Consider the following 11706-nt stretch of genomic DNA (forward strand, 5'->3'; position numbering starts at 1 on the left):
GCCACGCCCTCCGCCCTGCCTCACGCCGACACCCGTAACCGGCCAGCCGGGTGAGGATGGACGACAGCGCAGCCGTAAAAAAGCCCGCAGTGCGGGCTAGGTCTCAATGCCGGTCGATTCAGTGGCTGGCAGCGCGCTTGCTCAGCAAGGCATCGGTAATCATGTCGGCCAGACGCCCCGCCGACATTGGTCCGCCAAACACCCAGATATTGTGTTCGATCAGGACGACATTTCCGGCACGGCGCGCCGGGATGTAACGCCACACCGGCGAAACCAGCGCGGCATCCAGCGCCGCAGCGGGCCCCTGGGTGCTGGTCACCAGCAGTCGATCCGACGCGGGCCGGGCCAGCAGTTGCTCAGTCGTCGCGTAGGCGGTGCCCTCGCGGGTCGGCTGCGCGGGCCAGATCGATACCCCCAGCGCCCGGGCCACGCCGCCGGCCATGCTGTTGCCGGTAAAGGTCCAGTAGGTGTCCTTCAACCCCAGTTCGTGCAGCAAGGTGAAGGTCTGGCCGCTCAAACCGGCTGCCGCCAGACGACGGCGATCGTCGGCCAGCTTGGCATTCAACTGACGTTTGACTTCCGCCCCCTGTGCCGAGCGGCCGGTGATCGCTGCTATCGAGTCGAAAATCCGGAGCGTCTGTATCAACTGGTCGGTCTTGAAATCGGACGGGGCGAATTCGTACAAAACGGTGGGCGCGATCCGGTTCAAGGCGTCGAACAGCGCAGCATGACGGTAAGCCATGCCGATGATCAGATCGGGCTTGAGCCGGGCGATTGCCTCCAGGCTGGGCTGCTGGCGCGTGCCGACATCGGTCGAGCGGGCAAATCTCGGTGCGTCATAACCGATCCATTCCGGATAGAACCGGGAATCGACGACGCCGACCGGCGTCAGGTCGAGCGCCGCCAGCGACTCGGCCAGCATGAACTCCAGCACGACGATCCGCTTGGGCTGCGCCGGCAAGGTCTCGCTGCGCAAGCCGATGACGCCGGCGGCATGGACGTGCACAGCGCACAACAGCAGCAGCGCGGCCAGCGCGCGCCACCCGATAAGCTTGGCTTTCATTCTTCGGAGACTTCCTTCATCAGACGGACCTGCGCGGCCAGTTCGGCCTCGGGCAGCGTCAACAACAGCGGGCAACTCGAGCACAGGCCGATCTCGTCCGGCAGGCGATCGCGCAGGCAACAGACCTTGCGGGCGCGAAACGGCGAATCGAGCTGCGGCCGGTCGGTATCGGCATAGCGGATGACCTGGCGCATCGGATTGGAGCGACCGGTATCGAAGAAATGGCGGCCTTCGAACAGATAGCGCCGATCGGCCCGGGCGCGCTCATCATCGAACAGCGTGACCAGATCGTACTCGAGCGAATTGCCGGCGTTGTTCCAGAACACCTTGTGCGACAGCCTGACCGCCGCGCCGAATGCGTCGAACAAGGGCGCCAGATGTTCGACACAGAGCGAGCGATAGCGCATCGCCGGGTCTTCGATGACGTCGCCCAAGGCGTCCGCCGGCAGCCACACCGCCTGCGGCATGCCGCCGTGCAGTTCCAGCGTGCTATTTTCCAGCGCCATCGCCAGCGGCCGACCGAGCACCACGGCGGCGATCAGCGCGGGCTGCAGCACGATATCGATGTAGTACTTGGTCCATTGCGACAGCAGCGCCCGCTCGTCATCGCCCTGGTAGATCGCCTGCATCGCCGCCAGCATGGCGTCCTTGTGCTCGAGCAGCCGCGTCGCCGGCACCAGCTGCCCCCGCACCGGCTGCACCGGTTCGCCAAGACGCAGCGACCGGCAATACTCGGCATGGATTTCGGGCACCAGCGATGCCAGATCCGGGGGCGTGCTCATCGCGCCCTCGCGCGACGCTGACCGAAAATCAGCATCCCGAGCAGATACGGCGCGCCAATCAGTGCGGTGGTCACGCCGGCCGGCACTTCGATCGGCGCCAGCACCATGCGACCGAGCACATCGGCCACGGCGAGCAGCAAGGCGCCGAGCAGCATCGCCACCGGCAGCCGGCGATTCAGCGAATGAAAACCAAGCAGGCGCGCCAGATGCGGCGTCATCAGGCCGACGAAGGCCACCGGCCCCACCGTTGCGACCGCCGCGCACGCCAGCATCGCCCCCAGCAGCAGCGCGCCGAGCCGCAGCCGAGCCACCGGCACGCCGAGAGCGGCGGCACTGTCTTCGCCCAGCGCCAGCAGCTCGAGTGGCCGGACCAGTAGCAGCAGGACCGGCAGGGCCAGCAGCAGCCACGGCCCCAGCGCGAACACATCGTTCCAGCTGCGGCCATAGGTGCCACCGATCAGCCAGACCAGAAAACGCGCGGGCTGCACGCTGTTCTGCACGATCACCCACTGCGCCAGCGCAGTGCACACCGCACCGAGCGCGATCCCGGTCAGCGCAACCGGCAACGGCGCGAGCCGATGGCGGCGATTGAGCAGCAGCGTCAACGCCAGCACCGCGCCGCCACCGATGAAGGACGCGGCAAACATCAGCGGCCGGCCTTCCAGCGGCGCCAGCACCATCGAAATCAGCCCCCCCAAGGCCGCGCCCTGGGTGATGCCCAGGATTTCCGGCCCGGCCAGCGGGTTTTTCACCACGCCCTGCAACAGCGCGCCACTGGCCGCGAGCATGGCGCCACCGATCATCGCCACCAGCACACGCGGCAGGCGCAGATCGATCAACAGGCCGGCCAGCACCTCCTGACCGGTCCAGCCGGCCAGCCAGCGCGACGGCGGCAGCCATTCGCTGCCGAACGCCATTGCCGCGAATGCGACCGCCACCAGCGCGGCCACAAGCGCCAGCAGCACCGGCACGAAAGGCAAGGACCAGCCACCGACGCTGGCCGACGCCCCGGCATCGAGACCGCCAAGCCGGCGATTGGAGTAGATCAGCGCCAGCAACAGCGGCGTACCGATCAGCGCGACCATCACGCCAGTCGACACCGTGGTGTCGAGGTCGAGACCGACCACCAGACTGTCGGTCGCGAGCAGGATCAACGCGCCCCACACCGCCGCCAGCGGCAGCAGCAATCGCAAGCGGTGCACGCGGGCGGCGCGCAGCAGATTGGGCGCAATCAGGCCGACGAAACCCAGCGGCCCCGCTACCGCCACCGCCGCCGCAGCGAGTGCGGTGCCAGTCAAAACGGTGGCAACACGGACCCATTGCAGCGGAACGCCGAGCGAGCGCGCCGACTCGTCGCCCAGCGCGGCGACTTCAAGCGGCCGAACCAGCACGGGCAGCAGCAGCAACGGCAGCAGCACCCACGGCGCGGCGGCCAGCACACCACCCATGCCGGATTGATACATCGCCCCGTTGCTCCACAAGGCGACGCCGGCAATGCTCTCCTCGTAAACGGTCAGCAGCATATTGATAATGGCGCCGAACAACAGCGAGCAGGCCGTACCGGCCAGAATCAGCCGTAGCGGAGACGCATGCCAGCCACCCGCGGTGACGGCCGTGAGCGCGGCGGCCCCCAGGCCAAAGGTAAACAGCAGGGGCACGCTGCCCACGCCCGCCAGCGCCGGCAACATCATCGCGGCGAATACGCCGAGCTGGGCGCCACCGGTGACCCCGAGCAAATCGGGCGCCGCCAGCGGGTTGCGAGTCAGCGACTGGAACAACGCGCCGGACACCCCCAGCGCACCGCCAGCAAGCAGTGCCGCCAGCACGCGCGGCAGGCGCAACTCGAAGAGATAGATGTGGGCGCCCTCGGCACCGACGCCGGTCGGATCGCCGAACAGCTGCGTCATATTCTGGCCGATGCGGGCGCCGGCAATTGCCAACAGCAGCGCGAGGCCCAGCCCCAGCAGCCAGACGTCGTGGCTGCGTCGCCGCGTGAGCGGCGCCATCAGTCGTGCACTCATGCCGGGGTCCGCTCGCGGGCATCGTGACGCGACCGGTACGACGGCAGGCAGACCGGTTCGCCGCTTTCCGGATGATCGAGCCGCATCATGCTCATGTCGAAGGTATCGAACAGGCAGTCTGGTGTGATCATTGCATCGGGACTGCCCTGATGCAGGATGCGCCCGTCGCGCATTAGCACGATATGGTCGCTGAATGCGGCGGCCTGGTTCAGCTCGTGCAGCACCCAGACGATGGTCAGGCCACGCTCGCGATTCAGCCGGCGCAGTTCGCGCAGCACATCGATCTGGTGGTGGATATCCAAATAGGTTGTCGGCTCGTCGAGCAGCAGTATCTCGCACTCCTGTGCCAGCGCCATGGCAATCCAGGCGCGCTGCCGTTCGCCGCCCGACAGCGCCGATACCTGGCGATCGGCGTAGCCATCCAGCCCGGTCGCGGCGATGGCATCGTGGATCGCCGCACGATCGGCCTTGGACAGGCCACCGAGCAGCGTGCCGTAGGCATAGCGCCCATAAGCAACCAGCTCGGCCACCGTCAGCCCTTCCGGTATCTGGTTGAACTGCGCCAGCATCGTCAGCGTGCGCGCGAGTTCACGCCGCTTCAACTCCATCAGCGGCCGCCCCTTCACGCTCACCTTGCCCTGCTTCGGTGCCAAGAGCCCGGCCAGACTGCGCAACAAGGTGCTCTTGCCGCAGCCGTTCGGTCCGCACAGCGCCGTGATCTGGCCGGCAGCAATATCGATGTCCAGCCCCTCGAGTACGGTCTTGTCCAGATAGGCTGCCGTCAGCCCGCGCGCGCTCAGGGCGGCAGGTGGCATGGCAGCGGAGGGCGGCATTGAAATCATGAGGGTTTTGTAACCAAAGGGGTTAGCTGACGATGAGAAAAGCCCCGCTAGCCAGTCAGCCAAGCGGGGCGAGCACCCAAATAGTATTGAGACGCGCGATCAATTGGAATAGCGCATCGGTGTATTTTCGGGCCGGCCGTGCTAGCCAGCGGCATCGGCGCCATGGCCTTCTGCCATGGCCACCACTACCTTGCGCTTGCCCTTGAACGGCGAACGGGCATGCGCGGCCAGCATATTGTCGAGCATCAGCACGTCGCCGGATTGCCACGGAAAAGCCACCTTGTGCTTGTCCAGCACCGAGCGCACATGGGCCAGCGTGGCGTCGTCGATCACACTGCCGTCGCCGTAATACACATTGCGCGGCAGGAATTCCTCGCCGACGGCGTCGACCAGGGCTTCGCGCATATCGGCTTCCAGCGCCGAGACATGAAACAGGTGGGCTTGATTGAACCACACCTCGTCGCCGGTCACCGGGTGCCTTGCCGTACCCTGGCACACCTGGCGGGTGCGCAACTCGCCGTCATCGAGCCATTCGCACTGGATCTGGTGCGCTGCGCAATAGGCCTCGACCTCGGCCGGGACTTCGGTGTTGAAGACCTGCTGCCAGGGCACATCCAGTCCGTTGCCCGAGTTGCGCACGTACATCAGCCCTTTCTCGGCAAAACGCGCGCGGATTTCCGGGTCGATGTCGCGGAAAATCGCGCGACTGTCCGCGATCGGCGTTTCACCGCCCTCTTCGGCGGCGATATCGCAATAGAACCAGATTTTCATCGGCCACTCGCGCGTGTACGCCTGCTCGTTGTGCAGCGGAATGTGCTGATGCGCCGGGTATTCGGTCGAGGTATACACACCCTCGCCGCCGACTTTGCTGCGCGGCGTAGAACCGAACTCGTAGCTGAGCAAGCCGTGGCCGAACGACGCAGCGAAAGCACGGAATGCATCGATGCCGTCGGCGGCAAAACCGGTGAAGAACAAACCACCGGCCTCGTAGAGTTTGTCCGCAACCAGCGCCTGCACCGCCGGCAGCACACTTTGCAGGCTGGCGCCCGGCTCGACCGGGCTGACGCGCAGCGGAAAACCGGGCGTCAAGCGCAGGCCATTCACTTCTATCGTTTGGGTTTGCATGCTTGGTTCCTTGGAATAATGCGGCGGCCCGTTTTACGGCGCGCCAGAGAGCGCAATCGCTGCATCGTAACCGGCGGGCATGGGCAACGCGGCCAGTTCGATGTGTTCACAGGAAAACGGCAGGTCGGCGCAACCATGCAGACGGCCGGCGAGCGGCGAGATCAGCGGCATTGCATCGCTGGCGATGCCGACGCCAACCGCCTTCAGCGCGGCCTCCTTCTGCACCCAGAGCCGCAGGAATGCGCTGCTGCGGTCGGCTTCGGCCAACGACGCCAGCAGGCTGCGTTCATCGGCACTACATACCAGCTCGGCCAGCTCGGCCACATCAAAATCACGCTCAAGCTCCACATCGACGCCGACCCGGCCGACACGGCTCAGGGCGATCAGGCCGTACTTCCCGGCATGCGACACATTGAAGTCGATCCCTGCGCCGTCCTCGGCCAGACAAGGCCGGCCGAAGCGATCGCGGCGGATCGGCACCGTCGACGGCGCAAGCCCGCACTCGCCGGACAGCAGCAGCCGCAAGGTGCTGCGGACTGCGGCAAAACGGGCGCGATCCTCGCGACGTTGGTATCGGCGCAACTCGACACACTCAAGCGGCGCCAGATGGGCGAGCATCGCGGTATCGGGCTCCCGGGCGGCGTCGATGTCGATGCGCCACCAGCGCACCCGCCCCGCCAGCGCTTCACCGCTGGCGCCGCAACGCCCGAGTACGGACGAAAACAGGTCGGTTACAGCAACGCTCATGCCATCACTTGCGGCGTTGTCAGGCGCTGAAGTCGTCGCAGCAGGACGTTGCCCTGACGCTGGACGAAAAAGTGACCGCCCTCGAAACGTTCAACGCTGAACGGCCCCGTGGTCTCGCCTTCCCAGCCGGCCAACGCCGAGTCCGGCACCGATGCATCCTGCGTACCACCAAAGACATGCAGCGGGCAGGAAAGCGCCGGGCGATCACGTCTCTTGAAACTGGCGCAGAGACGGAAATCCGCAGCCAGGATCGGCAGCATCAGCGCCATCAGCTCTTCGTTGTCGAGCAATTCCTCGGGCGTCCCGCCCAGCCGGCGCAGCTCGTTCTTGAGCTGATTGTCGTCGGCCAACGCCAGCGCGCGGTAGTGCGCGTCATCGCGGTGACTTGGCGCCGATGCCCCCGCGGCAAACAGCGCCACCGGCGCGGGCAAGCCCCGCTCGACCAGCGCATGCGCCAGCTCGAAAGCAATCAACGCCCCGAGGCTATGGCCGAACAAGGCGTAACGCGGCGGCAAACGCGTCGCCAGCGCCGCGGCCAGTTGCTCGACCAATTGGCTCAGGTCATCGACCAGCGGCTCGGCCCAGCGCGCGCCGCGACCGGGCAGCTCAAGCGGCTCGATCGCAAGCCCCTGCAGCCCGGCACGCTGCCAGGCCTGATACGCCAGCGCACTTCCGCCCGCATGCGCCAGGCAGAACACCGGCAGCGCCATGGCCGCCGGACTCATTCAGCGCTGGCTTCGGCCAGGTGGCGGCGCAAACTCAGCGGCCGCAGATCGGTCCAGACCGATTCGATGTGGGCAAGGCAAGCCGCTTTGGCACCAACAAAACCTTCCGCCCGCCAACCATCGGGGATTGCCTTGTAATCGGGCCAGATCGAATACTGTTCTTCGTGGTTGATCACCACCCGGAAGATCGTGTCTACGCTATCGAAACTCATCGTGACTTTCCTGTTGATTCGGCGACATCGGGTCACCCTGACTTAGAACGGCCAACAAAATCCTGCTGGCTGCGTTGTACTCACTTGTCGTACAACTTGTACTGCCCGCGTTTCGCACGCCTTGCCAGCACCGTTGCACTGAATTTTGTTAACCGTTATCAGAAGACGTATGGGCCCGCCGATTTTTTAACTCACGCCGCCATGCGCGCATCGCCGACGCAGTCCAGGCAGTGCTGCGTCGCGTCGCGGACCATGAAGTGCACCAGGGTTTGCGAGACCTCCAGCTTCTGCGCCACTTCCTTCAAGGTCATATTGCCGAGCCGGACCATCTCGAATGCAGCCTGGGTACGGCATGGCAGCGTGGACAAGGCATCCGACACGCGCCTCAGCAGGTCGCGCTGAATGACATTCGTTTCGGGGCCGCCCCATGGCGAAGGGACATCGAATCCCTCGTTGTCATCGGCAAAATGGCCGCTCTCGAACGACTGGCGGCGATAGTGATCAATGGCCTGATTGCGCACCATCCGTACCAAGTAGGCCAGCGGTTGCTGGACGACCTCCGTCGGCATGCGTTCGGCCACCTTGAGGAACACCTCCTGCACCACATCCTCGGCGCGGCAGCTGCAACCGGTCACCGCCGCCGCCGTGTTGACCAGCTTCGATCGGTGTTCGATCAACGCCGCCACCATCTGCCCCTCCCCGCCTGAAACAGTCCGCCAACGCTCGCCCGCCATCCCGTCGCCCCATGTCAAGAACATAAACTCAGTGCGCGAGAATATACTTGGTAACGAGAATAAGTATCAATACTAAAATGTTATGGTTTGTAAGATCTATCTGAATAGAATTTAAAGACAAGCATGCTTGTAGCTTGAGCACCCCTGACCCCGCCTCGAAATCAGCTCGATGTAGAGCCGAGCAGCGCTCGATTTCCGAACAAGAGACGACAGTGAGGGTGCAAAACGTGATGCCGGCTAGCCCGGACGGCCGCGCGCCGGCCAAGCACCGTCAAACTCAGGATAGGCGTGCCGCGCAGCTGGTTTCACGACAACGCTGATGCTTTGCGCGTCGTACTTGGCCTTGTTGTGAGGGTTGCCTCAGCCGAGCTTGCCGATATACAGACTGTTCTTGTCCTGCTTCGCGGTGTTGGCGATAGTGGCGCCGTTCAGATGCGCGTGGCTGCCGGGATGAACCGCCGGCTGCGACGGTTCCCAATGCGCACAGCGCATGAAGACAAGCCACGCGGTGGCTGCGTGCTTATACCGGGCTTCAGTCAGGGCGACCGATTCGCTGCCCCTGCGCATCGATCACCGGCTCGCCATCTTCCTTGCTGAACGCGCCCTGCTGCGGCTGCGGCAGCAGGTCGAGCACCAGCTCGGACGGTCGGCACAGCCGGGTAGCCCGTTCGGTGACAACGATAGGCCGGTTGATCAGGATCGGATGTTCGAGCATGAAGTCGATCAGCTGATCGTCGGTCCATTTGGCATCATCGAGGCCAAGCGATTCGTACGGCGTGCCGCTCTGGCGCAGCACGGCCCGCACACCGACGCCCATCGCCGCGATCAGCGCCACCAGCTCCTCACGGCTCGGCGGCGTTTCCAGATAGTGAATGACGGTCGGCTCGATGCCTGCGTTGCGGATCAGTGCCAGCGTGTTGCGCGACGTACCGCAGGCCGGGTTGTGATAGATCGTGACGGTGCTCATGGTTTTCTCCAGTGATTAGCGGGCCGCGCCGCGTTCGTACCACGGTTTGCTGGCGTTGACGATGCGCACCACCAGCAGCATCACCGGCACCTCGATCAGCACGCCGACCACCGTTGCCAGCGCGGCGCCGGATTCGAAGCCGAACAGGCTGATCGCTGCGGCGACGGCCAGCTCGAAGAAGTTCGACGCACCGATCAGTGCCGAAGGGCAGGCCACCGAGTGCTTCTCGCCAACCTTGCGGTTGAGCCAGTACGCCAGCCCGGCGTTGAAGAACACCTGGATCAGGATAGGCACGGCCAACAGCGCGATCACCAGCGGCTGCTTGATGATGGCGTCGCCCTGAAACGCAAACAGCAGCACCAGGGTGGCCAGCAGCGCGGCGATCGACCACGGCTGGATCATGTGCATCGCCGTGTCGAACGCCGTCTGGCCCTTGGCGAGCAAGGCCTTGCGGATCACCTGGGCGATCAGCACCGGGATGACGATGTAGAGCACGACCGAGGTCAGCAGCGTCGCCCACGGCACGACGATGCTTGCCACCCCGAGCAGCAGGCCCACCAGCGGCGCGAAGGCGAACACCATGATCAGATCGTTCAGCGCGACCTGCGACAGCGTGAAGTAGGCGTCGCCACCGGTGAGCCGGCTCCAGACAAAGACCATCGCCGTGCACGGTGCGGCGGCGAGCAGGATCAGCCCGGCGACATAGCTATCCAACTGATCCGCCGGCAGCCACTGCGCGAACAGCACGCGGATGAACAGCCAGCCGAGCAGCGCCATCGAGAACGGTTTGACCAGCCAGTTGATGAACAAGGTGACGCCGATGCCCTTGATATGGCCCTTGACCTGATGCAACGCACCGAAGTCGATCTTCAACAGCATCGGAATGATCATTACCCAGATCAGCAGCCCGACGGGCAGGTTGACCTTGGCGACTTCCATCGCACCGACCGCCTTGAACACACTCGGCAAACCCTGGCCCAGCGCGATGCCGACGACGATGCAGAGCAGCACCCAGGCGGTCAGATAACGCTCGAAAAAACTCATTGGTGCAGCAGCGGCATGTTTGCCGATGACTTCACATTGCGGGGACATCAAACACTCCGGTTTCAATCACCTGCGCACCGAGTTGGCGGTGCACAGGAAGAGGACGTTGCAGACCTTGCTGCTTCTTCGTGAACTTCCTTTGCGCTGGCTTCAGCAGCAACCGTTGCCGGGGGCACAGCTGTTTTTGGGGGTCGTCGTGACCGCGACGCTCTTGGGTGCGCAGCAAGTGTTTGCCTCACCGTCCGGCTCGCCAGCGTTGAAGGTCGGGATGCTGCCAAGCGTGCGATAGCTTTCCCAGGCGATGCCCGACGGATCGGTCACCCAGTGTTTGTCCGACTCGGCGTAGCAACAGGCGCTCCCCGGCTCGCTGAGCACGACAATATCGGCGGACTGCAATTGCGCTTGCAGCAAGGCCAGCTCGTCGTCGCTATCGACCTGAAAACCGAGGTGGTCTACGCCAGCCGGTGCGCCACGCTGCGAGATCGCGAAATTGATGCGCGGATCATCCAGCATCCACTTGGCGTAGTCGGGCTTGCGCACGGTCGGCTCAACCGCAAACAGCTTTGAGTAGAACGCAATGCTGGCGTCGAGGTCATCGACCGATACATGGACGTGGAAGCGTTTCATCGCGGGGCGCCTTGCAGAACTAGCAGCAACTGTCGACATCGACGCCACACGGCACGCCGCAGCAGCAGTTGTCGGTCAAAAAGGCCAGCAAGTCGTTCATCGACGAATAGTTGGCCGAGTAGTAGATGAAGCGGCTCTCCTGCCGGCCTGTGACCAGCCCGGCGTGTGCCAGCTCTTTCAGGTGAAAGGACAGCGTCGCCGGCGCGACGCCGAGTGCCTCGCCGATGCGGCCGACGGCCAGTCCGTCGGGGCCGGCGGTGACCAGCAGCCGGTACACGGCGAGGCGGGTTTCCTGTGCCAGTGCGGCAAGGCGAATGACAGCATCTTTGTTTTCCATATTTCCATTTTTATAGAAATATGGAAAACAAGCAAGCCAGACGTTGTCGCAGTCATGAAAAAAGGGCCCTTCCGGGCCCCGTGAAAATCGCTCAAACGTGGCAGCTTGACCGCTCAGCCGGCGAACACCTGCTGCAGTTCGCGCAAGGCATCGGCAGCGGCGGCGATGACAAAGTCGATCTGTTCCTCGGTGTGCGCACCGCAGATGAAGTTGACATCGCGACGCAGCTGCACGCCGACGAGGACGACCGCGCGACGCTATCGTTCTTCGAAACGCGCAGCAGCAACGACGTATTGCGCATGGGGGCGATCCGCCATGATCGCATCCTCGCGCTGCTGCCCGATGCCGACGCGGCGCCAATCGACCGCGGCACGCTGTTTGCGTACTTCGGTCAGGCAGTGGCCAGCGGGCTGCTGCCAGCACCGCTGTCACAGCCAGCGTAGTCGATCGCCCCCAGATGGGCCGGCCAATTGGCCGGCC

Annotated in this window: 15 protein-coding genes; 1 reads left to right on the forward strand and 14 read right to left on the reverse strand. The window is 64.5% G+C overall.

All coding sequences use genetic code 11. The annotated features are described in order from the left end of the window. Window positions 1–118: 118 nt before the first annotated feature. The 14 genes from R0382_RS16820 to R0382_RS16885 form a co-directional block, all read right to left on the reverse strand. Window positions 119–1063 (reverse strand): ABC transporter substrate-binding protein, encoded by a 945-nt coding sequence (locus R0382_RS16820; RefSeq protein ID WP_432721082.1) that lies wholly within the window; start codon window positions 1061–1063, stop codon window positions 119–121. Then, window positions 1060–1845: a siderophore-iron reductase FhuF gene (gene fhuF / locus R0382_RS16825; RefSeq protein WP_432721083.1), complete on the reverse strand. Its 786-nt coding sequence runs from the start codon at window positions 1843–1845 to the stop codon at window positions 1060–1062. The genes R0382_RS16820 and fhuF overlap by 4 nt, the downstream gene beginning before the upstream one ends. Next, window positions 1842–3866, reverse strand: coding sequence for an iron ABC transporter permease (locus tag R0382_RS16830; protein ID WP_432721084.1), 2025 nt, complete (start codon window positions 3864–3866; stop codon window positions 1842–1844). Before R0382_RS16830 ends, fhuF begins: the two co-directional genes overlap by 4 nt. After that, window positions 3863–4699, reverse strand: a complete 837-nt coding sequence (locus R0382_RS16835; RefSeq protein ID WP_432721085.1) for an ABC transporter ATP-binding protein — start codon at window positions 4697–4699, stop codon at window positions 3863–3865. Before R0382_RS16835 ends, R0382_RS16830 begins: the two co-directional genes overlap by 4 nt. Before the next feature lie 150 nt (window positions 4700–4849). Continuing rightward, on the reverse strand, window positions 4850–5833 hold the full coding sequence (locus R0382_RS16840) for a TauD/TfdA family dioxygenase (protein ID WP_432721086.1): 984 nt from the start codon (window positions 5831–5833) through the stop codon (window positions 4850–4852). Between the two features lie 33 nt (window positions 5834–5866). Continuing rightward, entirely contained in the window at window positions 5867–6580 is a 714-nt protein-coding gene (locus R0382_RS16845; RefSeq protein WP_432721088.1) for a 4'-phosphopantetheinyl transferase family protein, read from the reverse strand. Further along, entirely contained in the window at window positions 6577–7305 is a 729-nt protein-coding gene (locus tag R0382_RS16850) for a thioesterase II family protein (protein WP_432721090.1), read from the reverse strand. Before R0382_RS16850 ends, R0382_RS16845 begins: the two co-directional genes overlap by 4 nt. Then, complete coding sequence (locus R0382_RS16855) at window positions 7302–7517, reverse strand: MbtH family protein (protein ID WP_432721091.1); 216 nt, start codon at window positions 7515–7517, stop codon at window positions 7302–7304. The genes R0382_RS16850 and R0382_RS16855 overlap by 4 nt, the downstream gene beginning before the upstream one ends. A 191-nt stretch (window positions 7518–7708) precedes the next feature. Then, window positions 7709–8251, reverse strand: a complete 543-nt coding sequence (locus R0382_RS16860) for an RNA polymerase factor sigma-70 (protein WP_432721092.1) — start codon at window positions 8249–8251, stop codon at window positions 7709–7711. A gap of 360 nt (window positions 8252–8611) precedes the next feature. Further along, the gene (locus R0382_RS16865) at window positions 8612–8743 is read right to left on the reverse strand and encodes a hypothetical protein (protein WP_432721093.1); all 132 of its coding nucleotides are present in this window, start codon (window positions 8741–8743) and stop codon (window positions 8612–8614) included. A 40-nt stretch (window positions 8744–8783) separates the two neighbouring features. After that, complete coding sequence (arsC, locus tag R0382_RS16870; protein WP_432721094.1) at window positions 8784–9218, reverse strand: arsenate reductase (glutaredoxin); 435 nt, start codon at window positions 9216–9218, stop codon at window positions 8784–8786. A 15-nt stretch (window positions 9219–9233) separates the two neighbouring features. Next, the gene (gene arsB, locus R0382_RS16875; protein ID WP_432721095.1) at window positions 9234–10310 is read right to left on the reverse strand and encodes an ACR3 family arsenite efflux transporter; all 1077 of its coding nucleotides are present in this window, start codon (window positions 10308–10310) and stop codon (window positions 9234–9236) included. Between the two features lie 102 nt (window positions 10311–10412). Then, the gene (locus R0382_RS16880; protein WP_432721097.1) at window positions 10413–10889 is read right to left on the reverse strand and encodes an ArsI/CadI family heavy metal resistance metalloenzyme; all 477 of its coding nucleotides are present in this window, start codon (window positions 10887–10889) and stop codon (window positions 10413–10415) included. 19 nt (window positions 10890–10908) lie between these two features. Then, entirely contained in the window at window positions 10909–11226 is a 318-nt protein-coding gene (locus R0382_RS16885) for an ArsR/SmtB family transcription factor (protein ID WP_432721099.1), read from the reverse strand. Between the two features lie 80 nt (window positions 11227–11306). Between R0382_RS16885 and R0382_RS16890 the strand changes: the two genes are divergently transcribed. Next, window positions 11307–11669 carry a hypothetical protein gene (locus R0382_RS16890; protein ID WP_432721101.1) on the forward strand — a complete coding sequence of 121 codons (363 nt, stop codon included), beginning with the start codon at window positions 11307–11309 and terminating at the stop codon, window positions 11667–11669. Window positions 11670–11706 lie beyond the last annotated feature (37 nt).

Source organism: Jeongeupia wiesaeckerbachi, assembly GCF_050916355.1.
Taxonomy (GTDB): domain Bacteria; phylum Pseudomonadota; class Gammaproteobacteria; order Burkholderiales; family Chitinibacteraceae; genus Jeongeupia; species Jeongeupia wiesaeckerbachi.

Bases quoted from the DNA above. Each gene is read 5' to 3' on its own strand.
- R0382_RS16820 (WP_432721082.1), bottom strand. From the start codon at position 1,063: ATGAAAGCCAAGCTTATCGGGTGGCGCGCGCTGGCCGCGCTGCTGCTG.
- fhuF (WP_432721083.1), bottom strand. From the start codon at position 1,845: ATGAGCACGCCCCCGGATCTGGCATCGCTGGTGCCCGAAATCCATGCC.
- R0382_RS16830 (WP_432721084.1), bottom strand. From the start codon at position 3,866: ATGAGTGCACGACTGATGGCGCCGCTCACGCGGCGACGCAGCCACGAC.
- R0382_RS16835 (WP_432721085.1), bottom strand. From the start codon at position 4,699: ATGCCGCCCTCCGCTGCCATGCCACCTGCCGCCCTGAGCGCGCGCGGG.
- R0382_RS16840 (WP_432721086.1), bottom strand. From the start codon at position 5,833: ATGCAAACCCAAACGATAGAAGTGAATGGCCTGCGCTTGACGCCCGGT.
- R0382_RS16845 (WP_432721088.1), bottom strand. From the start codon at position 6,580: ATGAGCGTTGCTGTAACCGACCTGTTTTCGTCCGTACTCGGGCGTTGC.
- R0382_RS16850 (WP_432721090.1), bottom strand. From the start codon at position 7,305: ATGAGTCCGGCGGCCATGGCGCTGCCGGTGTTCTGCCTGGCGCATGCG.
- R0382_RS16855 (WP_432721091.1), bottom strand. From the start codon at position 7,517: ATGAGTTTCGATAGCGTAGACACGATCTTCCGGGTGGTGATCAACCAC.
- R0382_RS16860 (WP_432721092.1), bottom strand. From the start codon at position 8,251: ATGGCGGGCGAGCGTTGGCGGACTGTTTCAGGCGGGGAGGGGCAGATG.
- R0382_RS16865 (WP_432721093.1), bottom strand. From the start codon at position 8,743: ATGCGCTGTGCGCATTGGGAACCGTCGCAGCCGGCGGTTCATCCCGGC.
- arsC (WP_432721094.1), bottom strand. From the start codon at position 9,218: ATGAGCACCGTCACGATCTATCACAACCCGGCCTGCGGTACGTCGCGC.
- arsB (WP_432721095.1), bottom strand. From the start codon at position 10,310: ATGTCCCCGCAATGTGAAGTCATCGGCAAACATGCCGCTGCTGCACCA.
- R0382_RS16880 (WP_432721097.1), bottom strand. From the start codon at position 10,889: ATGAAACGCTTCCACGTCCATGTATCGGTCGATGACCTCGACGCCAGC.
- R0382_RS16885 (WP_432721099.1), bottom strand. From the start codon at position 11,226: ATGGAAAACAAAGATGCTGTCATTCGCCTTGCCGCACTGGCACAGGAA.